Origin of the sequence: Xanthobacter sp. 91 (assembly GCF_000702385.1) — a bacterium.
GTDB lineage: Bacteria > Pseudomonadota > Alphaproteobacteria > Rhizobiales > Xanthobacteraceae > Xanthobacter > Xanthobacter aminoxidans.
The window spans coordinates 1502652-1523790 of sequence record NZ_JNIB01000001.1 but is presented as its reverse complement, the minus strand read 5'-3'; the positions used below and the strand labels follow the sequence as shown (position 1 = coordinate 1523790).

Sequence of the window (21139 nt, the reverse complement as noted above, 5' to 3'; positions counted from 1 at the left end):
CAAAAATGCGTCTGACCGTCAAGAGTACATTGATCGGCCTCTATCTTGTCCTGGTCGCTCTGGCGGCCGGACAGGGGGTTCTGGCCCTCACCAAGCTCAGCCACCTCAACGACAATACGACGGAAATCACCACCAACTGGCTCCCGAGCGTGCGCGCCGTGGGCGAGGTCAAGTATACGATGACCCGGGTTCGCGTCGCGGCCATGCGCATCCTCCTTGTGACGGACCCCAAGGAAAGCGCGGCCCTTCAGTCGCGCATGACACGTCTCCTCGCCGAGAACGGCAAGGCGATGTCGGACTATGAGAAGCTCATTTCCAGCCAGGAAGAGCGCAATCTCTGGAACTCGGTGATGGTGCACTGGGCCGACTACACGCAGGCCCAGGCGGAATTCCTCGGCAAGCACCAGTCCGGCATGGTGGAAGAGGCTGTCGAACTGGCGAGCAAGACCCTTGTCTTGTTCGATTCGGTCGTCACCGGCCTCGACAAGAACGTTGAACTCAACGACCGGTCCGCCGAGGCTGCCGCTGCCTCTTCTGTTGCGGATTACAACGAGGCGCGCTTCGTCCTGCTCGTGTCCATCGGCGTCCAGATCGTGCTCGGCCTTGCCGCCGTCGCCTTCATCGTCATCGGCATCACCCGCCCGCTCAACCGCGTCACCGACGCCATGGGCAAGATCGCCAGCGGCGCCCTCGAGACCGATGTGCCGAACCGCGAGACCAAGAACGAGATCGGCGACATCGCCCGCACCCTCGAGGTGTTCCGCGACGGCCTCGTCGAGACCGAGAACCTGCGCGCCGAGCAGAAGCGCAAGGAAGAGGAGATGGCGCAGCAGCTCGTCGCCGAGCGTGTCTCCATCGCCAATTCCTTCCAGAGCCGCATGGGTGCCCTCGCCGAGCGCTTCTCCGGCTCGTCCGGCGAGGTGGCCGACGCCGCCCGCAACCTCTCCGCCACGGCGGAGGAAACGTCCCGCCAGGCGCAGTCGGTGACGATCGCCGCCGAGGGGGCCTCCGACAACGTGCAGACGGTCGCCGCCTCCGCCGAGGAGCTGTCCGCCTCCATCCGCGAGATGAGCGACCAGGTGTCGAACTCCGCCGTCATCGCCCGCTCGGCGGCCGAGGAGGCCGAGCGCACCAACGACAACATCCGCCAGCTCTCCGAGGCGGCCCAGTCCATCGGGCAGGTGCTGAACCTCATCAAGGAAATCGCCGAGCAGACCAATCTCCTCGCCCTCAACGCCACCATCGAGGCGGCGCGGGCGGGCGATGCGGGCCGCGGCTTCGCGGTGGTCGCCTCGGAGGTGAAGGAACTCGCCGCCCAGACGGCGAAGGCCACCGACGAAATATCCATGAAGATCGGCGAGATCCAGCACGCGACCTCGGCCACGGTGACCTCGATCCAGAGCATCGTGACCACCATCAACAACGTGCGCGACCTCACCGCCATCATCGCCGGTGCGGTGGAGGAGCAGCGGGCCGCCACCAGTGAGATCGCCGCCAACACCCATCGCGCGGCCCAGGGCGCCACGCAGGTGACGAACAACATGAGTGGTGTCGGCCAGGCCGCCGGCATGACCGGCTCCGCCGCGACCCAGCTCATGAGCCTGTCCTCGGCGCTCTCCGAGCAGTCGCAGGATCTCCAGCGCGAGGTGACGAGCTTCGTCTCCACCCTGCGCGCCGCCTGATCCGCGCCGCACAAAAACAAGGGCCGGTGTCGGGAGACACCGGCCCTTTTCATTTGCGGAATGAGGTTCAGTCGAGCTTGATGCCGAAGCGGTCGGCCTGGCGCCGCACGAAGGCCTCCATGCGGCCGCGGCCCTGCTCCGTCAGCACCACCAGGATGCGCCGCCGGTCGCGGCCGTCCGGCACGCGCTTCACCAGCTCCGCCGTCTCCAGATCGTCGATGCGGCGCAGCGCCGTGGTGGTCGGCGCGCCGGAGGCGATGCACAGGCTGGTGACTGAGATGGGGCGGGCGCTCGCCTCGGCCACCGCGAGGTCGAGCATCATTTCCCATGCGGGATCGGAGAACAGGCCGGCCTGAAAGATGGCGTCGCGGTCGGCGCGGGCGGCGACGAGCGCCTTCATGTAGTTGGGACGGGCGATCGTGGCGGGTGGATCGTCCTCGCCGTTCGCCGTCAGCGCCTCGTCCTCGACGATGGCCAGCGCGCGCTGGATGGCATGGGCCACCTCCTCGGCGGCGAGCGGTTTCTGGAGGAAGTCCACCGCCTGGAGGCGCAGCGCGCCCACGGCGCGATCGAGGGAGGCATGGCCGGTGATGACGATGGCGGCCATGGGATGCTTGCGGCGCCGCACCGAGAGCTTCTGCAGCAGCTCGATGCCGTCGATGCGCGGCATCTGCAAATCGGTGACGATCACCTTCAGGGGATCGTTGCGTTGCACGAGGTCCAGCGCTTCCACGGCTGTGGTCGCGGTGAGCGAGGGAATGCCGAGCATCGAGAGGCCGTCGTGCAGCTCTTCCAGCACGTCGGGATCGTCATCGACCAGAAGCACCTGCGGCTCGGCCATTTCGCCTGGGCCATGCTTGGGGCTGTCATTGCGCATTATCTGGCTTGGCGTCCTCGCGTTGGGCTTCCTCGACCTTGACGTCCCCGGTTGTGGTGTCCGGTTTGTTCCATTCCTTGAACATCGCAATCAGTTCGGCAAGGGCAAGTTTGCGCGATATCAGAAAACCTTGAACCAGATCGGCCCCCATCGCCTTGACCCGTGACAAATCCTCTTCGGTCTCAATGCCTTCGGCTACCACCTTCAGCCTGAGCTGGTGGCCGAGCTGGATGAGCGCCTCGAGGATCTTGCGCGACTTCTCCGTGTGCCTCGACTTGACGATGAGCGCACGGTCGACCTTCATCTCGGTGATGGGGAGGCTGGCGAGCTGGAGCAGGCCGCTCTGCCGCTGCCCCACGTCGTCCAGGGCGATGCCAAATCCCGCCATGCGCATCTGGGCGAGTGCCATCAGCGCATCGCTGGAGGAGCCGTAAAGCGCGTCTTCCGTCAGTTCCAGGATGACGTCGGCGGGGGTGAGGCCGGCATTGCGGACCGTGGTGGCGAGCAGATTGGACGCTTGGCGCTCGGTGAGTATGTCGAGCGGCATGTTGATGCTGACCGGGCCGCGAAGGCCGGCCGCCTGCCACGCCGCGGCCCCCCGCGCGGCGGTCTCGACCACGCGAAGCGTGAGCCGCCGCATCAGATCGGGATTGACTGATGCGGCCGCGATCACGGCAGACGGCGAGATCCGGCCGAGGCCGGGCCACACGTCGCCGAGCAGCGCCTCGGCTCCTGCGAAGGTGCGGTGGTCCGGGTGGCACTTGGGCTGGAACTTCACGGGCACGGTGTCGGCTGCGAGAGAAGCTTCCACCGAGGCAATCACCTGCGCCTCGGACGGCGCGCCGCCGGGGGCGCCGCGATCGAACTCCTGGGCCGCATCACCACCGATGAGAGCCAGCAGGTCTTCGGGGTCGAACGGCTTGTGCAACGTGCCAAGGACGCGGATGTTGCTCATGCGCCCGGCCTCCGCGGCGGCCGCAATCACATCTACGTCACTTCCGCTGATGAGGACCACTTGAGGGCTCAGCACGCAGCGACAGAGATTGCGCAGCACGTCCACGCCGTCGATTCCCGGCATGTTCAAATCGAGCAGGAGAATGTCGGTCTGGCACATGCGGGCGGGGGTCAAAGTCTCCGGTTGGGAGGTATGATCCACTTGGTGGCCGGCGAATGTGAGGTATTCTGCTAAGTCTTCCCGGAAAGCGTCGTCATCGTCGAGGATGAGGATCCGCCGAAGATTTGCGCGTCCGGCACGATGATTGACCGGATCGCGTTCCGCCGACATGGAGCACCTCTTTTCACGGCGCCCGAATATTTTAGATTGCCCAAGGCGTTCCGCTCTTGTCTTTTATATTTCACTCCGGTTGTCACATTGCAAGGCGGCAACTGATCCGGATTTCGCTCCAAAACGGAATGAGTTGGCCTTGACGAAAAGTCAGGCCAAGCGTGGAGTGCGGCGCAGCACCGATAGCCGCCAATTGATACCGTCCGAATAGGTCCGACGGCAGATGAATCACGTTCTCATTGTCGATGACGAACCGGAATATCTCGACGAACTGGTCGAGGCCCTTGGCTTTCGCGGCCTGTCGACCTGCTCCGTGGGGCGCGGCGTGGATGCGCTCGATGTGCTCTCCCGCGATCCCGATATTCGCGTGGTGCTCACCGACATGCGGATGCCGGACATGGATGGTGTCGCCCTGGTGGAAACGATGCTCGGGCGATTCCCCACCCGCGATCTGCGCTTTCTGATGATGACGGGCCATGCCGCCGAGGCCGACATGGCGCGGGCCCGGGAGGTCGGCGTGCTGCGCTGCTTCCCGAAGCCGCTGGCCTTCGATGCCCTGTGCGAGGCCCTGGTCGAGCTTGGAGGGGGCGCCGATGCCCGCAACTGACGCCCCCTCACGCCTGGACGGCCGGGGCTTCAACCGCGTCACGCTGATGCTGGGGGGGCTCGTTTTCCTCGTCGGCGTCATTCCGCTCGTCGCGGCGCTGGTGCTGTTCCAGCTGCACAGCCAGGCCGAGATGGAGAAAGCGGAGATCTCGGCGCACCGCATGGCGACGCTGCTGATGCGCAGCTTCGAGCAGGCGGTGGAGCCCATCGACGCCCTGCTGCAGAACTTCGCCAGCGGCCACGACACCACCGCCGCTCCCTACCAGATCTACGAGCAGCTGAAGGACTTCAACGTCCCCGCCTCGCTGGTCCAGCTCGCCGTCACGGACAAGAACGGGGTCATGGTCGCCACCAGCCTGGCGCCGCCCGGGCCGGAGAAGGTGGATCTCTCCGATCGCGAGCATATCCGCGTGCACATGGGCAAGGACCCGGCGAAGGGGCAGCTCTTCATCAGCAAGCCGGTGCTCGGCCGCGTCTCCAAGAAATGGACCATCCAGCTCACCCGGCCGCTGAGCGACGCCCAGGGCCAGTTCGCCGGCGTGGTGGTCGCCTCCTATGCCATCAGCGATTTCATCGACTTCTACAAGCAGCTGCGCACCGAGGAGGGCGAGCTGATTGCCCTGATGGGCACCGACGGCATCGCCCGCGCCCGTGCCACCAGCAAGACCAGCTTCGGCGACGACATCTCCAAATCCGCGGCCTTCATCGCTGCCATGCAGAATGGTGGCGGAACCTATCACCAGGCGAGCACCATCGACGGCGTGGAGCGGGTTGGCTACACCGTGCGATCCGGCAAATATCCCATCCTCGTCTCCGTCGCCTATTCAACCGATTTTGTCCGCGGCCAGACGGCGGACTTCAAGGCGGCGATCTGGAGCACGGCGGCCGGCCTCTCCATCGCCCTCCTGGTGATGGTCGCGGTGGGCGGCAGCTACCTCAACCTGCAGAAGCGGCTGGAGGCGCAGGAGGTGCAGGCGCTCGCCCGCCTGCGCGAAGCCAACGTGCTCGATGCCATCAGCCGGGTGCCCGGTGTCTCGGTGATGCATGTCACGCCGGACGGCGCCACCGAGATCGGCTCGCCGCCCGACGGCGCGCTCGGATGCCTCATGCGCAACTATCTGGGCAGCCGACGCTTCCGCAACCTCGTCGACGACATCAAGGAACCCCGCCACATCACCGAGCACCTCTCCGATGGCGGGACCGACCTGGAGGCGGAGATCGTCGTCGCACCCCTGCAGGGCATGGACAGGGGCGGTTCCGGTGGCCAGGAGGTGGTGGTCGTCGCGGTCGACCAGACCCAGCGGCGGATGGAGGAGCACAAGCTCTACCAGATGTCCAAGCTCGCCTCGCTGGGCGAGGTGGCGACCGGGCTGGCCCACGAGATCAACCAGCCCCTCGGCGTCATCCGCCTTGCCGCGTCCAACGCGCTTACCGGCATGAAGATGGGGCTGCCGCCGGAGCACCTCGTCTCCAAGCTCGACCGCATCGTGCAGCAGACCGTCCGCATGAGCCGGATCATCGACCATATGCGCATCTTCGGCCGCAAGAGCGACGAGCACCTCCAGCCCTCCGGGCCGCTCGATGCGGTGGAGGGCGCATTGCAGGTAGTGGGGGCGCATCTGCGCCTCGACAATGTCGAGGTCCGGACCGCGCAGGGGTCGGACATCCCGCAGGTGCTGTGCCGGCAGGACCAGCTGGAACAGGTCATCATCAACCTGATCCAGAATGCCCGCGACGCCATCGTCGAGCGTCGCACCCGCACCGGTGAGGACTTCCCCGGCCTCATCCAGCTCAGCGTCGGTTCCGAGCCCGGCAAGACGGGCCGCGTGCTGCGCATCCGCGTGGAAGACAATGGCGGCGGCATCCCGGACGAGGTGCGGGAGCGCATCTTCCAGCCCTTCTTCACCACCAAGCCGCCCGGCAAGGGCACGGGGCTCGGCCTGTCCGTGAGCTTCGGCATCATCCGCGACCATGGCGGCGCGCTCTCCGTCGAGAATGGGGAGGGCGGCGCGGTCTTCACCATCGAGCTTCCCGCGCTCGAGGAGAAGCCGGCGGCGCAGGCCGTCTGAGGCCCTGCGCGCGGCCGCCTCGCCGTCGGGGGCATTCCGCACCGCCGCACTGCCGCTCATTCCATCCGCCCCCGCGAAGGTGCTGCGCACAGATCCGGCCGTCCCGGCGCGGCTTTGCCGTGCGCTGCGCTGCACCATCGAAATGGGCGGAATTAATCAGTATCACCTCATTTATGGATCTCATCCGATCACCAAAGCGGCAGCAATCTGCGCGATTTCCCGGCAATAAGCTCACATCAGCGCCATTTTGCAGGAATTCTGACGTGGCGCATTGACGGCCGAAATAATCAGTGTACTCCTATTAATGGAGTCCGCCGCAGGCGGGCGCCACAGGAGCAAGCGCCGTCAGGTCGTGTTGCGATCGGGTGCGTCGTCTCCAGGGAACGATAGGGAGACAGGAATGGCTCAGGAGCCGCTCGCCACCAAGGGCAACTACCTCCACATCTACGACTTCACCATCAATCCGGGCGTGGAGGAGGAGTTCATTCGCGAGTTCGAGGACTTCGACTATTCGGATGGAAATCCCATGCACAAGTCGTGGGCGCAGGTGAAGGACGGCGTTCTGCTTCGCGATGAAGAAAATCCACTGCGCTTCTATCTGATCGCCGAGTGGAAGGACATCGAGGAGCACGCCAAGATCCGCAAGATCCTGGCCGAGGAGATCAAGCCCTCCTTCATCCGCCATATCGTCGGCGGCAAGTTCGTGCCGCGCTACGCCAAGGTCGTGTCTTCGACGCCCGACGAGATCCTCGCCAAGGCCGCGGGCTGACGACTTCCGCCGGCTGACGTTTCCGGGCGGCTCTGCGCCGCCCATCTCCGGCGATGGCTTCGCGCCGTCGCCGTTCCTTGCGTGTGAAGAAAAACAAAACTTCCAGAGTGCGCAAATGGAACTCTACGGTTTCTTCCGGTCGTCCGCCTCTTACAGGGTGCGCATCGCGCTGGCCTTCAAGGGCCTCTCCGCGACGCCGCGTGCCATCAGCCTGCCGAAGATGGAGCACAAGGCCGATGCCTTCGTGCGCCTCAATCCGCAAGGTCTCGTCCCCGCCCTCGTGGATGGCGCGCTGGTGCTCACCCAGTCGCTCGCCATCATGGAATATCTGGAGGAGACGCGGCCCGAGCCGGCGCTTCTGCCGAAGGATCCCATCGAGCGGGCCTATGTGCGCGCCTTCAGCCAGGCCATCTGCTGCGACATCCACCCGCTGAACAATGTGCGGGTGCTCAAGCATCTCGATCGCCTCGGCCATGACGAGGCCGCACGCAATGCCTGGTATGCCCACTGGATCGCCGAAGGCTTCCAGAGCCTCGAGGCGACGCTTGCGACGCGGGGCCTCGGCGGCCGGTTCGTGCTGGGGGATGCGCCCGGCATGGCGGACATCTGCCTGGTGCCGCAGGTGTTCAACGCCCAGCGCTTCAATTGCGACGTGACGCCCTATCCGCTGGTGATGGGCATTTACGAGAACTGCATGGCCCTCGATTGCTTCGAGTCCACGCACCCCAAATATCAGGCGGACGCCGCCTAGATTAGAATAGTTCTTTTTCGAGTTATAAAGTTACGCGCCACTCACGTCCCCCTGCCCCGGGAGTAGAGGCATGAAAGCTCTATTGTCGTTCTCGCGTTCCATCGACGCGCTCAATGTTTTCGTCGGCCGCGTGGCCTGCTGGGCCATTTTCGTGGCCATCCTCGTCTCGGCGGCCAATGCGGTGGTCCGCAAGATGTTCGGCGTGTCGTCCAACGCCTGGCTGGAACTGCAATGGTACCTGTTCGGCGCGGTCTTCATGCTCTGCGCGCCGTGGACGCTCCAGCTCAACGAGCACATCCGCATCGACATCGTGGCCTCCCGGTTGAGCCGCCGGGTGACCAACATCATCGAGATCGCCTGCATCGTCCTGTTCCTGATGGTGTTTTCGACGCTGATGGTGTGGCTCTCGGTGCCGTTCGTGTTCGACTCTCTGAAGTCCGGCGAGACCTCCACCAATGCGGGCGGGCTCATCCTGTGGCCGGCCAAGGCGCTCATCCTCATCGGCTTCGCGCTGCTGCTGCTGCAAGGGGTGAGCGAGCTCATCAAGCGCATCGCCATCATGCGCGGCGACCTTGCCGAGGCCGCCGGGGCAGACCTGCATGAGGCCGAGGCGGAGCGCATCCTCCATGAACTCGCCAAGGTGGACCCGCGGATCTCGGAAGGGGGCATGCGGCCATGAGGGCGCCTCTTTGCTTGTCGCCCCGCACTGACGCCCGCTTCGCTGAAGGTCTCGCCCGATGATCGAGTTCATCGCCCACAACCTCGCCCCCATCATGTTCGCGACCCTCGTCGTGTTCATGCTGCTGGGCTATCCCGTCGCCTTCGCGCTGGCCGCCAACGGGTTGCTGTTCTTCTTCATCGCCGTGGAGCTTTCGCCCTACGCGCCGGACGCGATTACTTTGTCCTGGCCGCTCCTTCAGGCGCTGCCGGAGCGGGTGTTCGGCACCATGGCCAACGAGGTGCTGCTGGCCATCCCCTTCTTCACCTTCATGGGGCTGGTGCTGGAACGCTCCGGCATGGCGGAAGACCTGCTGGAGACCATCGGCCAATTGTTCGGCACGGTGCGCGGGGGCCTTGCCTATGCGGTGATCTTCGTCGGCGCGCTGCTCGCCGCGACCACCGGCGTGGTGGCCGCCTCGGTCATCTCCATGGGCCTCATCTCCCTGCCCATCATGCTGCGCTACGGCTACGACCGGCGCCTCGCCGCCGGCGTCATCGCCGCCTCCGGCACGCTGGCGCAGATCATCCCGCCCTCGCTGGTCCTGATCGTGATGGCCGACCAGCTCGGCCGCTCCGTGGGCGACATGTACGAAGGCGCCTTCCTGCCCGGCCTCATCCTCTCCGGCCTCTACGCGTTGTTCGTCTTCGTGGTGACGATTGTGTCGCCGAAGTCGGCGCCCGGCCTGCCGCGGGAGGCGCTCACCTGCTGCGAGCCGTCCGGCGGGCGCGGGGTGTGGCAGCTCGGCGTGCTGGTCGCCTATTCCGCCGCCGTCGCCACGGTGGTGATGCGCGACACCGGTATCAAGGCGGGTGCGGACTACGCGATCCTCGCCATCTGCACGGCGGTGGTGGTGGCCCTCGTCTCCGCGTTGCTCAACCGCTTCCTCGGTGCGCGGCGGCTGGTGCTCTCCGCCGTCCTCACGGCGGCCTTCGCCGGCGCCTATGTGCTGCTGCGCGAGAGCGGGCATCCGACGGTCGGCCTCATGGCGGACATCATCGCCGCCGGCGCGCTCTATGCCTTCATCGCCGGCGGCGTGGAGCGCTTCACCGGCATGCCTTTGGTCTCGCGCATGGCCGAGCGCGTCACTTTCGTGATGGTGCCGCCGCTGCTGCTCATCTTCCTGGTGCTCGGCACCATCTTCCTCGGCGTCGCGACGCCCACGGAAGGCGGCGCCATGGGTGCCGTGGGCGCCATGGTGCTCGCGGCGCTGAAGCGCCGGCTGGAGAAGAACCCGGCGCGCTTCTCCCTCTCCATCCTGACCCAGGCGACGCAGACGACGGCCAAGCTCTCCGCCTTCGCCATCTTCATCGTGGTGGGCGCGCGGGTGTTCTCGCTCACCTTCTACGGCATCAACGGGCATGTGTGGGTGGAGCACCTGCTCACCGGCCTGCCGGGCGGGCAGATCGGCTTCCTGCTGTTCATCAACCTGCTGATCTTCCTGCTCGCCTTCTTCCTCGATTTCTTCGAGCTGGCCTTCATCGTGGTGCCGCTGCTCGCGCCGGCGGCGGACAAGCTCGGCATCGATCTCATCTGGCTGGGCGTGATGCTGGGGGTGAACATGCAGACCTCCTTCATGCACCCGCCGTTCGGCTTCGCGCTGTTCTACCTGCGCTCGGTGGCGCCGAAGACGGCCTATCTCGATCGGCTCACCGGCAAGCGCATGGAGCCGGTGACGTCCGCGCAGATCTATTGGGGCGCCATTCCCTTCGTGGTGATCCAGATGGTGATGGTGGCCCTCATCGCCGCCTTCCCCGGAATGGTGATGCACTACAAGTCCTCGGCGCCCGCCTCCGACCCCGCCGCCGCCCAGCGCCAGCTCGACAGCCTCGATGCCCCCGCGAGCGGCCTCGGCCTGCCCGCCATGCCCGGCCTCGACGATTTGCCGAAGCCCGGCGCCGGGCTCTGACCCCCGTTTGCCGACAGACGCCGACCAGTCAAAAATAAGGGGAATGACAATGAAAAGACGGACTTTCCTGACGAACATCGCCGCCGGCTCCGCCGCCACCCTGGTGGCCGCGCCGGCCATCGCCCAGAGCCAGCCCACGGTGAAGTGGCGCATGGCGACCAGCTGGCCGAAGAGCCTCGACACCATCTACGGCTCGGCGGTGGCCATGTGCCAGCGCATCGGCGAGCTGACCGAGGGCAAGTTCGAGGTGATGCCGTTTGCCGGTGGCGAGATCGTCGGCGCGACGCAGGTGTTCGACGCCACCAAGAACAAGACGGTGGAGTGCTCCCACACCCTCACCTCCTTCTTCACCGGCAAGAATCCGGCCTATGCCTTCGACGGCGGCATCGCCTTCGGCACCAATGCCCGCCAGCAGAATGCCTGGTATTACTACGGCGGCGGCAAGGCGCTGATCCAGGAGCTGTTCGGCAAGGAGAACATGGTCTCCTTCCCCTGTGGCAATACCGGCGTGCAGATGGGCGGCTGGTATCGCAAGGAGATCAAGACCGTCGAGGACCTGCAGGGCCTGAAGATGCGCATCGCCGGCCTCGGCGGCCGCATCCTGAGCAAGCTCGGCGCGGTGCCGCAGCAGATCGCGCCCGGCGACATCTATCCCTCGCTGGAGCGCGGCACCATCGATGCGGCCGAGTGGATCGGTCCCTATGACGACGAGAAGCTCGGCTTCAACAAGGTGGCCAAGTATTACTACACGCCCGGCTGGTGGGAGGGCAGCGCCCAGATCACCACGCTGACCAACAAGGAAGCCTGGGACGCGCTGCCGCCCGGCTTCAAGGCCGCCTTCGAGACCGCCGCCACCGAGCAGAACCTGATGATGCTCGCGAACTACGACACCAAGAACCCGGAGGCGCTGCGTCGCCTGCTGGCCGCCGGCGTCGAGCTGCGCGCCTTCCCGCAGCCGGTGATGGAGGCCGTCTACAAGGCGACGCTGGAAACCTTCGCGGAACTCGCCGCGTCGAACCCCGATTTCAAGAAGATCTACGAGCCGTGGAAGACCTTCCTGAACGAGTCCAATTCCTGGATGCGCGTGGCGGACTTCCGCCTCGACACCTTCCGCTTCTCCGCGCCCAAGTGGCCGTGAGCGGAACCCTCGCGATTTGAACGACGCGGGGCGGCGGCCTCTGCCGCCCCGCCAGCCCAAGATTGAGGGGATGCCATGTCGATCGACCAACAGACTCGGGATCATGAAGCCCATCCCGCCGTCAGCGGCGAAGGCATCGGCGCCCGTGTCCGCCGCAAGGAGGATGCGCGCCACCTGATGGGCCGCGGCCGCTTCGCCGGCGACATCCGCATGCCCGGCATGAGCGACGTGGCGTTCCTGCGCAGTCCGGTGGCCCACGCGCGCATCCTCGCAGTCACCAAGCCACAGGGGCATGAGGGGGAGGTGTTCACCTCGGCGGATTGCGCTGATGTCGCCGACATCATCACCCGCTCCACCATCCCCGGCTACAAGCTCTCCGCCCATCCCCCGCTGGCGCGCGACAAGGTGCGCTTCGTCGGCGACATCGTGGCCATGGCTTACGCCCCCACCCGCGCCGAGGCGGAAGACCTCTGCGAGGCCACCCTCTTCGACTATGAGGAGCTGCCCGCCATCGTCGATTGCGACAGCGGCCGCGCGCCCGGCGCCGCTCTGCTGCACGAGGCGTGGGGCGACAATCTCTTCCTGGAAACCAGCTTCGATTCCGGCGGCATCGAGGAGGTCGCCCGCACCGCCGCGGTGAAGGTGGAGAAGCGCTTCCGCACCGGCCGCCAATGCATGCACCCCATGGAGGGCAAGGGGCTGGTGGCGTGGTGGGATTTCCAGAACGACACGCTGGTGGTGAACACCTCCACCCAGGTGCCGCACATGATCCGCGCCGGCCTCGCCGAGACGCTGGGCCTGCCGGAGGCGCAGATCCGCATCGCCCCGCCTGATGTGGGCGGCGGCTTTGGCTACAAATGCCTGCTCCAGCCCGAGGAAGTGCTGGTGGCGTGGCTGGCGATGACGCTGAAGCGTCCCTTCCGCTGGATCGAGGACCGGCGCGAGCATCTCACCGCCGGCGCCAATGCCCGCGAGCATGAATATGTCATCACCGCCTATGCGGACGCGCGCGGCAAGCTGCTTGCCCTCGATGCGGAAGTGGCGGTGAATGTGGGCGCCTATTCGGTCTGGCCCTTTACGGCGTGCCTCGAGGCGGCGCAGGCCGGCGGCAATCTGCCGGGGCCGTACATCTGGCCGCACTATCGCTGCAAGACCTATTCGGTGGCCACCAACAAGCCGCCCTTCGCGCCCTATCGCGGCGTGGCGCGGCCGGGCGTGTGCTTCGCCATGGAGCTGACCATCGATGCGGTGGCCGCCGCCGTGGGTCGCGAGGCGGTGGACGTGCGGGCGGAAAATCTCGTGCCCGCCGCGGCCATGCCGTACCTCAACATCACCAAGAAATTCTACGACAGCGGCGACTATCCCGCTTCGCTCGCCACTGCCCGCGAGATGATCGGCTTCGACGCCATCCGCGCCCGGCAGAAGATGGGCGAGATGGACGGCCGGCGCATCGGCGTCGGCTTCTCCACTTATACGGAGCAGTCCGCCCACGGCACCAAGGTGTTTGCCTCCTGGGGCACGCCTCTGGTGCCCGGCTACGAGCAGGCCACCATCCGCCTCAACCCGGACGGCAGCGCCGACGTGAAGGCCGGCATCCACACCATCGGCCAGGGGCTGGAGACGACGCTGGCGCAGGTGGCGAGCGAAATCCTCACGCTGCCCATCGCGCAGATCCGCGTCACGCTGGGCGACACCGCCACCACGCCGTTCTCGACCGGTGCCTATGCCTCGCGCGGCATGGTGATGGCCGGCGGGGCCGTGTCCAAGGCGGCGCAGAAGCTGGCGGAAAAGGTGAAGGCGCTGGCCGCCCATCTCATGCAATGCGCGGCCGATCAGGTGCGGTTCGAGGGCGGCGCCATCCACGGTCCGACCGGCTCCATCTCCTTCGCCGAGATCGCCCGCGCCTGGTATCGGACCCCCGAGGTGCTGCCCGACGGCGTGGACACGGGCGGCCTCGAAGTGACCGAAGGCTACAAGCCGGACGTGGACACGGGCCTCTTCTCCTACGCCACCCACGCCGCCCTCGTGGCGGTGGACGTGAAGACCGGCGCGACGGAAATCCTCGACTATGTGGTGGTGGAGGATTGCGGGCGCATGGTGAACCCCATGATCGTCGAGGGGCAGGCCTATGGCGGCGTGGCCCAGGGCGTCGGCACCGCGCTGTTTGAGGAAAGCACCTACGATTCCGAGGGCCAGCCTTTGGCCTCCACCCTGGTGGATTATCTGCTGGCCGGTCCCACCGAACTGCCCAAGGTGCGCATCGCCCACACCGAGACGCTCTCGCCGTTTTCCGCCCACGGCATCAAGGGCGTGGGGGAGGGCGGCGCCATTGCCCCGGCGGGGGCCATCGTGAACGCCATCAACGATGCGCTGAAGGATCTCGGCGCCACCCTGTGCGAGATTCCCGCGACGCCGGAGCGGGTGCTCGCGGCGCTGGCCGAGGCGCGGCGCACGAGTAACGGACGGAGCGCCGCATGAAGCCCGCCGCTTTCGACCTCACCCTTGCCACCTCCCTCGATCAGGCGCTCTCCGTGCTGGCGGGGGAGGGGGCAAAGCCCGTGTCCGGCGGCTGCTCGCTGGGGCCGATGCTCAACCTGCGCCTCGCCCGGCCGGCCGCGCTCGTGGACCTGCGCCGCGTCGGCGAGCTGCGCACGCTGGAAGGCAGCGCGACACATCTCGATATCGGCGCCGGCTGGACCCATGCGGAGATCGAGGACGGCGTGGTGCCGGATGTCACCGGCGGCCTCATGCGCCGCGTCGCCCACGGCATCGCCTATCGCGCCGTGCGCAATCGCGGCACCATCGGCGGAAGCATCGCCCATGCGGACCCGGCCGCCGACTGGATCAGCACCATGACCGTGCTGGACGCGACGCTTCTCATTCGTGGCCGCTCCGGCACGCGCGCCTGCGCCATGGCCGACTTCATGCTGGCGGCCTACACCACCACGCTGGCGGCAGACGAGATCATCACCGCTGTGCGCGTGCCGGTGCTCTCCGCCGGGGCGAAGACGGGCTACCACAAGGTGTGCCGCAAGACCGGCGAATTTGCCCAGGCCATCGGCGCCGTGGTGGTGGATGCCGAACGCGGCCTTGCCCGCGTGGTCGCGGGCGCCGTGGAGGCCCCGCCGCTGGTGCTGGCCGGGGCTGGGGAGCGGCTGAAGGCCGGTGATATGGCGGGGGCACGCACCGCCGCTCACGAAGAAATCGAGGCCGCGCTGGCGGGCCATCCGGAGGCGTTCCGCGCGCTCCATCAGGTGGCCGTGGACCGCGCCTTCAGCGATGCGGGGCTCGCATGAACGCCATCACCCTCACCGTCAACGGCCAGCGCCTCTCCCGTCAGGTGGAGCCGCGCACGCACCTCGCCGACTTCCTCCGTGAGGAGCTGAACCTCACCGGCACGCACCTCGGCTGCGAGCAGGGGGTGTGCGGCGCCTGCACCGTGCTCATCGACGGCCAGCCCCAGCGCTCCTGCATCGCCTCCGCCGCCGCCTGCGACGGGGCCGACATCCGCACCATCGAGGGCTTCGATGGCGATGCGCTGATGGGCGAGCTGCGCGAGGCCTTCTCCGTCCACCATGCGCTCCAGTGCGGCTTCTGTACGCCGGGCATGCTCATCTCCTCGCGCGACATCGTCAGCCGCCTCGGGGAAAGCTCCGAGCGCACCGTGCGCGAGGAGCTGAGCGGCAACCTCTGCCGCTGCACCGGCTATGTGGGCATCGTAAATGCCGTCTGCGCCGTCGCCGCCGGCAAGGCTCCGTGCGCACAGGCGGAGGCGGCCGGCATCGCGGCTGCCGCCGCGCCCGCGCCGGTGGCAGCGGCTTCCGCTGTGAAGGCCGCGTCGGCGCCGGCGGTGGTGGGCGCCGGCGGCAGCGAGATCCGCCAGAGCCTCACGGTGGATGCCGCGCCGGAGGTCGTCTGGCCCGCGCTGAAGGACATCCACCTCATCGCCCGCTGCCTCCCCGGCGCCGAGGTCACGGCCTTCGACGGGGAGCGGCTGGAGGGCCGCATGGTGGTCACCTTCGGCCCTATCAAGGCGGCCTTCGGCGGCGACGCCACTGTGACCTTCGACGACGTCGCCCGCACCGGCCTCGTCAACGGCTCCGGCCGGGATGGCGGCTCCCGTGCCCATGGCGAGATCACCTTCGCCCTGAAGCCGGCCGGCACGGGCAGCGCCATCGACCTCGCGCTGCGCTACCGCATCTCCGGCCCCCTCGCCCAGTTTTCACGGGGGGCGCTCGTGCAAAATCTCGTCTCACACCTGACGGGGGTGTTTGCGGCCAATCTCGCCGCCGCCCTGAAGGGGGAGGCGCCGACCGCCGCGACGGGACTTTCGGCAACCGGCATTTTCAAAGTGGTACTGGCAACGTGGTGTGAACGGGTGAAAACCTGGGTGGAACGCCGCCTGAACTGATGTGGAATGTGCGAATGCCGGGTGTCTTGTCGCCCGAAAATACAAAGTATACTGATTAAAATCGCCGGAAACGGTGGGAGGACGCGATGGGCTTCAGGAAGGTGGCGGAACTCGACGCGCTGCGCGACGGCGGCGTCACCGGCGTCGAGGTGGATGGTGTCCCTATCGCCTTGTTCCGTATGGGAAACGAGGTTCACGCCACCCACGGCATCTGCACCCACGCGCTGGCCTTCCTGAAGGACGGCTATGTCGAGGACGGCACCATCGAATGCCCCCTCCATCAGGGCGTCTTCGACATTCGCACCGGCCGTGCCCTCTGCGCCCCTCTCACCCAGGACCTCGCCACCTATGCCGCCAAGGTGGAGGGCGGCGCGGTGTTGGTGGACCTCGATAGCGCCAGCGAGAGCCCTTCTGCCGCCGGACCGCTGGAAGAGGCTCAAGTAGCTGAAAACACTGGCGGAAGCGCCCTGCCTCTGGTCATCGCCGGGGCCGGACAGGCCGCAGCCGCAGCCATCCGCGCAGCACGGGCGGCCGGTTTTTCCGCTCCCATCCACCTGGTCGGCGCCGAGCCGCATCTGCCCTATGAGCGGCCTCCGCTGTCCAAGGAGGCGCTTGGCGACGCCTTCGATCGCGCGTCCGCCTGCCGTCTTCCCCCCGCCGACGTGGCGTCGCTGGGCGTGACCTTCCATCCGGGCGTACGCGTCACAGCCGTCGATGCGGAGGCGCGGGTTGCAACCCTCTCGGATAACACGCAAATTCCCTATGGCGCCCTACTCATCGCCACTGGCGGAACGGCCCGGCGCCTCGGTATTCCCGGCGATGATCTGCCGGGCGTCCACCACCTGCGCACCCTTGAGGATGCGCAGGCCATTGCGGCGTCCCTGGCGTCCGCGCGCACGGTCGCGGTGGTGGGCGGCGGCTTCATCGGATTGGAACTCGCCTCTGCCGCCCGGGCGCGCGGCCTCAAGGTCGTGCTGCTGGAGCGCGAGGGCGAGCTGATGTCGCGCCTCCTGCCGTCTGCCCTCGGCGCGGCCTTCCGGCGGCTTGCCGAAGCCCATGGCGTCGAGGTCCGACGCGATGTTGCGGTGGAGGCCATCACTGCGCGGGACGGGGCTCTGGCCCTTGCGACCACGAGGGGCGAGATCGTCGCCGACACCGTGCTCGTGGGTGTCGGCCTTGTGCCGGAGACCGACCTCGCAACCCTTGCCGGCTGCGAGGTTGCGGGGGGCATCGTGGTGGATTCGGCTGGCCGCACCACCGTCGAGGGCATATGGGCCGCTGGCGATTGCGCGCTCCATCATGCGCCCCTCAATGGCCGGCGCGGCCGGCTCGAAAGCTGGCAGAATGCCGAGGAACAGGGCGCCGCTGCGGGCCGCAGTATTGCCGGTGACGATACCGCCCGCGCCGACAAAGCGCCGTGGTTCTGGACCGACCAGTTCGGCCTCAACATCCAGATGCTGGGCGTGCCCGGAACCGGCGACGAGGTGGCGCTGACCGGCACGGACGGCACTGCAGGCGCCGTCTACCGCACCCTCGCCGACGGCCGCGTCACGGCCGTGATCGCCTTCTCCGATGCCGCCGCCATCCGCGCCGCCCGCGCGGAACTGGCGTCCGACACCCCCTTCGACCTTGCCGCCCACGGCGCGCGTCTTCTTGCGCCCCAAGAAACCAATCCCACGCCAATCGATCCCGAGGAGGACGACATGAGCGCGAGCCCCGACGTCCAGTTCGCCAAGAAATATGTGTGGCCGCAGGAAGGCCTCTCCATCATCCCCGACTGGGTCTACACCGACGAAACCGTGTACCAGCGCGAGGTTGAGCGCATCTTCCACGGCCGCACCTGGAATTTCGTCGCGCTGGAATGCGAGATCGAGAATCCCGGCGACTTCATCCGCTCCAATGTCGGCCCGACCCCCGTGGTGGTGGCCCGCGCGGAAGATGGCACGATCCACGTCTTCGAGAACCGCTGTGCCCATCGCGCGGCCGAGTTCTGCCGGGATTTGTCAGGCAATGCCAAGGAGTTCGTCTGCCCCTATCACCAGTGGTCCTATGACCTGAAGGGCAACCTCGTGGGTGTGCCCTTCCGCCGTGGGGTGGACGGCAAGGGCGGCATGCCGAAGGACTTCAAGCCGGCCGACCATGGTCTGAAGCAGCTCAACGTCACCACCCATCGCGGCGTCGTCTTCGCCTCCTATGCCGACGGCATGGAGAGCTTTCCCGAGTATCTCGGACCTGAGGTGCTGCGGGAGTTCGAGGCCACCTTCGACGGCCGCAAGCCCAAGCTGCTCGGTCATTATCGCCATAGCCTGCCGGGCAACTGGAAGCTCTATCACGAGAACCTCAAGGACCCCTATCACGCAACCCTGCTGCACACCTTCCTGGTCACGTTCGGCCTGCTCGTCGCGGGCAACAAGTCGCTGATGTTGGCGGACCCTTCGGGCCGGCACGGGGTGATGGCTTCCGCCAAATCGGACACCACCCACATCGACGCCGACAAGAAGAAGGAAATGCGCGCCTACAAGGAGGGCATGACCCTTGAGGAGCCGCGCTTCATGGACTTCATCGACGAGTTCGACAGCCCCTGGTCCGTCACCATGGCGACCATCTGGCCGAACCTCATCGTGCAGCGGGAGATGAACACGCTGGGCATCCGTCACATCGTGCCGACCGGTCCGAACGAATTCATCATGAAATGGACCATGTTCGGCTTCGAGGGCGACGACGAGGAGATGACCCGCCATCGCCTGCGCCAGGGCAACCTCATGGGGCCGGCCGGCTTCCTGGGGCTGGAGGACAACGAGGCCATCAAGTTCGTGCAGGATGGCATGCTGGGCGTGCCGGGCGGCGAGCATCTCGTAAAGCTCGATCCCGGCACCGAGGCGGGTACCGCCGATACGCTCATTTCGGAAGCGGCCATCCGTGCCATGTACCGCCACTGGCGCGACGCCATGGGCATCGCCTGAGGAGGCGCGAACATGCTGAACCCTTCAAGCGCCAACGCGCCTTCCCGTGACGATCTCATCGATGCGCTGCTGCTGAAGGCAGAGGTGGAGGCCTTCAACGAGGCCTATGCCTCCGCCCTCGACGAGCAGCGCCTCGCGGACTGGGCCGAGATGTTCACCGTCAACGGCTTCTACAACATCATCTCGCGCGAGAACTACGACCGGAAGCTCCCCGTAGGCCTCATCTATTGCGAGAACCGCGGCATGATCCGCGACCGCGCCTTCGCGCTGGAGAAGACCGCCATGTTCGCGCCGCGCTATCTGCGGCACATGGTGGGCAATCTGAAGGTCGCCGAGGCGGCGGATGGCAGCATCGACGCAACCGCGAACTATTTGGTGTTCCAGGTGCTGTTCGACCGGCCGGACGCCACCATCCATCAGGTGGGTCGCTACATCGATCGCTTCGTGCGGGAGGAGGGGGGACTCAAGCTCGCCTCGCGCATCTGCATCTATGACAGCCTGCTCATCGACAACGCCTTGTGCATCCCGGTGTGAGCATGGAACGTCACATGGGAGAGAGCGCGGTCGCGCGCCTTGCTGCGGCCCATTCTGCCGGTACGCAGCGGGTGATGGAAACGGTTGAAGGGGCGCTAGCACGTGCGGAGGCGGCACAGGCCGGCTTCAACTGCTTCGCCACCCTCGATGGCGCGGGGGCCCGCGCTGCGGCGGCAGACATGGACGCCCGCATCGCCGCCGGAAAGACGCCGGGGCCGCTCACCGGTGTGCCGGTTACGGTCAAGGACATCCTGGACTGTGCCGGCCTGCCGACACGCTGGGGGTCGCTTCTGTTCGCCGAGGCTCAGCCAGCGGCTTCGGATATCGCTGCCGTGGCGCGGCTCAGGGCGGCGGGCGCCATCATCATCGGCAAGACGACGACGACGGAATTCGCCCATTCGCCGCTCGGGTCGTCGCCCCTTACGGGCCTGACGCTCAATCCCTTCGCGCCGGGGCTGACCTGCGGCGGGTCCTCCTCCGGTGCCGGAGCGAGCGTCGCGCTGGGGGTGACACCGGTATCGCTCGCCACCGACGCCGGCTGTTCCAGCCGCCTGCCTGCCGCCGCGACGGGGACCTATGGCTTCAAGCCCACCCTCGGCCTCGTGCCGCACGAGCGGGTGCCGGATGCCTTCGGCAGCTTCATCCATCTCGGGCTGATAGCCCGCAGCGTGGCCGATATCGCAGCGACGCTGCCCGTGATCGCAGGGCCGGTGCCGGCTGATCCCTGGAGCCTGCGGGCACCCCCGCTCGCGCCGGCCGCGGCAGGTCCGGAGGGTGCCCGCGTGCTCCTGTGGATGCGCGCCGGCAATGCCCGCGTCTCACGCGAGGTCGAGGCGGCGACCCGGGCGGCTACGCGCACACTGGAGCGGCTCGGCGCAGTGGTGGTCGAGGAGGACTACGCCCTCGCCGCGCCCGATCCGATCTGGAGCACCCTGCAGCAGACCAACTGGGCGCTGCGTTTCGCCTCGACCTCCGCAGAGGATTTCGCGCGGCTGTCGCCGGCGCTGCGGGCTGGAATCGAGGCCGCGCGGGGCTTCAGCGCGCTCGACCTGATGCGGGCGCAGGTGGCCCGCGCCCAGTTGTTCCGGGGCGTTCAGGCGAAGTTCGCACAGTACGACTTCATCCTCACCCCCTGCCTCTCAGCCCCGCTGGTGGCGGCGGACTTCGACCTCTCCGAGCCGCTGGTGATCGACGGCGAGGCGGTCGGTCCGCTCCGGGCGGAATGGACTTCGGCCCTGTCCCTGTTCGACCTTTCCGGCCACCCCGCGCTCGCCGTTCCGGTTGGGTTTGCGGAAAATGGCGGTCCGCTCGCCGTGCAACTGGTGGGACGGTGGAACGCCGACATGGCGCTGCTTTCGGCTGCTGCGGGCCTTGCGGCCGAGATGCCCCCGCCCGCCTGTCCTGCAGCGGGGCTTTCCATCTGAGAT

General features: G+C 67.1%; 16 protein-coding genes. 14 read left to right on the top strand and 2 right to left on the bottom strand.

What is annotated here, in order from left to right; all coding sequences use genetic code 11:
• Positions 1-5 precede the first annotated feature (5 nt).
• The gene (locus A37E_RS0107270; protein ID WP_029555995.1) at positions 6-1682 is read left to right on the top strand and encodes a methyl-accepting chemotaxis protein; all 1677 of its coding nucleotides are present in this window, start codon (positions 6-8) and stop codon (positions 1680-1682) included.
• A gap of 67 nt (positions 1683-1749) precedes the next feature.
• Here A37E_RS0107270 and A37E_RS0107265 read toward each other — a convergent pair whose 3' ends face one another.
• Positions 1750-2523 carry a response regulator gene (locus tag A37E_RS0107265; RefSeq protein ID WP_029555994.1) on the bottom strand — a complete coding sequence of 258 codons (774 nt, stop codon included), beginning with the start codon at positions 2521-2523 and terminating at the stop codon, positions 1750-1752.
• Between the two features lie 25 nt (positions 2524-2548).
• Entirely contained in the window at positions 2549-3844 is a 1296-nt protein-coding gene (locus tag A37E_RS0107260; RefSeq protein ID WP_081837490.1) for an EAL domain-containing protein, read from the bottom strand.
• Between the two features lie 223 nt (positions 3845-4067).
• Between A37E_RS0107260 and A37E_RS0107255 the strand changes: the two genes are divergently transcribed.
• From A37E_RS0107255 to A37E_RS0107195, 13 genes are all read left to right on the top strand, one after another.
• The gene (locus A37E_RS0107255) at positions 4068-4451 is read left to right on the top strand and encodes a response regulator (RefSeq protein WP_029555992.1); all 384 of its coding nucleotides are present in this window, start codon (positions 4068-4070) and stop codon (positions 4449-4451) included.
• On the top strand, positions 4438-6519 hold the full coding sequence (locus A37E_RS0107250) for an ATP-binding protein (RefSeq protein WP_051678855.1): 2082 nt from the start codon (positions 4438-4440) through the stop codon (positions 6517-6519). Before A37E_RS0107255 ends, A37E_RS0107250 begins: the two co-directional genes overlap by 14 nt.
• Before the next feature lie 400 nt (positions 6520-6919).
• Positions 6920-7288, top strand: a complete 369-nt coding sequence (locus A37E_RS0107245) for a hypothetical protein (protein ID WP_024276908.1) — start codon at positions 6920-6922, stop codon at positions 7286-7288.
• 115 nt (positions 7289-7403) lie between these two features.
• Positions 7404-8039, top strand: coding sequence for a maleylacetoacetate isomerase (gene maiA / locus A37E_RS0107240; RefSeq protein ID WP_029555990.1), 636 nt, complete (start codon positions 7404-7406; stop codon positions 8037-8039).
• A 70-nt stretch (positions 8040-8109) separates the two neighbouring features.
• Positions 8110-8718 carry a TRAP transporter small permease subunit gene (locus A37E_RS0107235; RefSeq protein ID WP_038192743.1) on the top strand — a complete coding sequence of 203 codons (609 nt, stop codon included), beginning with the start codon at positions 8110-8112 and terminating at the stop codon, positions 8716-8718.
• 58 nt (positions 8719-8776) lie between these two features.
• Positions 8777-10666 (top strand): TRAP transporter large permease subunit, encoded by a 1890-nt coding sequence (locus A37E_RS0107230; protein WP_024276911.1) that lies wholly within the window; start codon positions 8777-8779, stop codon positions 10664-10666.
• Between the two features lie 49 nt (positions 10667-10715).
• Positions 10716-11804, top strand: coding sequence for a TRAP transporter substrate-binding protein (locus A37E_RS0107225; RefSeq protein ID WP_029555988.1), 1089 nt, complete (start codon positions 10716-10718; stop codon positions 11802-11804).
• Between the two features lie 75 nt (positions 11805-11879).
• Positions 11880-14282 carry a xanthine dehydrogenase family protein molybdopterin-binding subunit gene (locus A37E_RS0107220; RefSeq protein ID WP_038192738.1) on the top strand — a complete coding sequence of 801 codons (2403 nt, stop codon included), beginning with the start codon at positions 11880-11882 and terminating at the stop codon, positions 14280-14282.
• The gene (locus A37E_RS0107215; RefSeq protein ID WP_029555986.1) at positions 14279-15100 is read left to right on the top strand and encodes an FAD binding domain-containing protein; all 822 of its coding nucleotides are present in this window, start codon (positions 14279-14281) and stop codon (positions 15098-15100) included. The genes A37E_RS0107220 and A37E_RS0107215 overlap by 4 nt, the downstream gene beginning before the upstream one ends.
• On the top strand, positions 15097-16215 hold the full coding sequence (locus tag A37E_RS0107210; RefSeq protein ID WP_029555985.1) for a 2Fe-2S iron-sulfur cluster-binding protein: 1119 nt from the start codon (positions 15097-15099) through the stop codon (positions 16213-16215). Before A37E_RS0107215 ends, A37E_RS0107210 begins: the two co-directional genes overlap by 4 nt.
• Positions 16216-16301: 86 nt before the next feature.
• Complete coding sequence (locus A37E_RS26355) at positions 16302-19178, top strand: FAD-dependent oxidoreductase (protein WP_029555984.1); 2877 nt, start codon at positions 16302-16304, stop codon at positions 19176-19178.
• A 12-nt stretch (positions 19179-19190) separates the two neighbouring features.
• Positions 19191-19712 carry an aromatic-ring-hydroxylating dioxygenase subunit beta gene (locus A37E_RS0107200; protein ID WP_029555983.1) on the top strand — a complete coding sequence of 174 codons (522 nt, stop codon included), beginning with the start codon at positions 19191-19193 and terminating at the stop codon, positions 19710-19712.
• 14 nt (positions 19713-19726) lie between these two features.
• A complete protein-coding gene (locus tag A37E_RS0107195) occupies positions 19727-21136 on the top strand; it encodes an amidase family protein (RefSeq protein WP_029555982.1) in 1410 nt (469 codons plus the stop codon).
• Positions 21137-21139 lie beyond the last annotated feature (3 nt).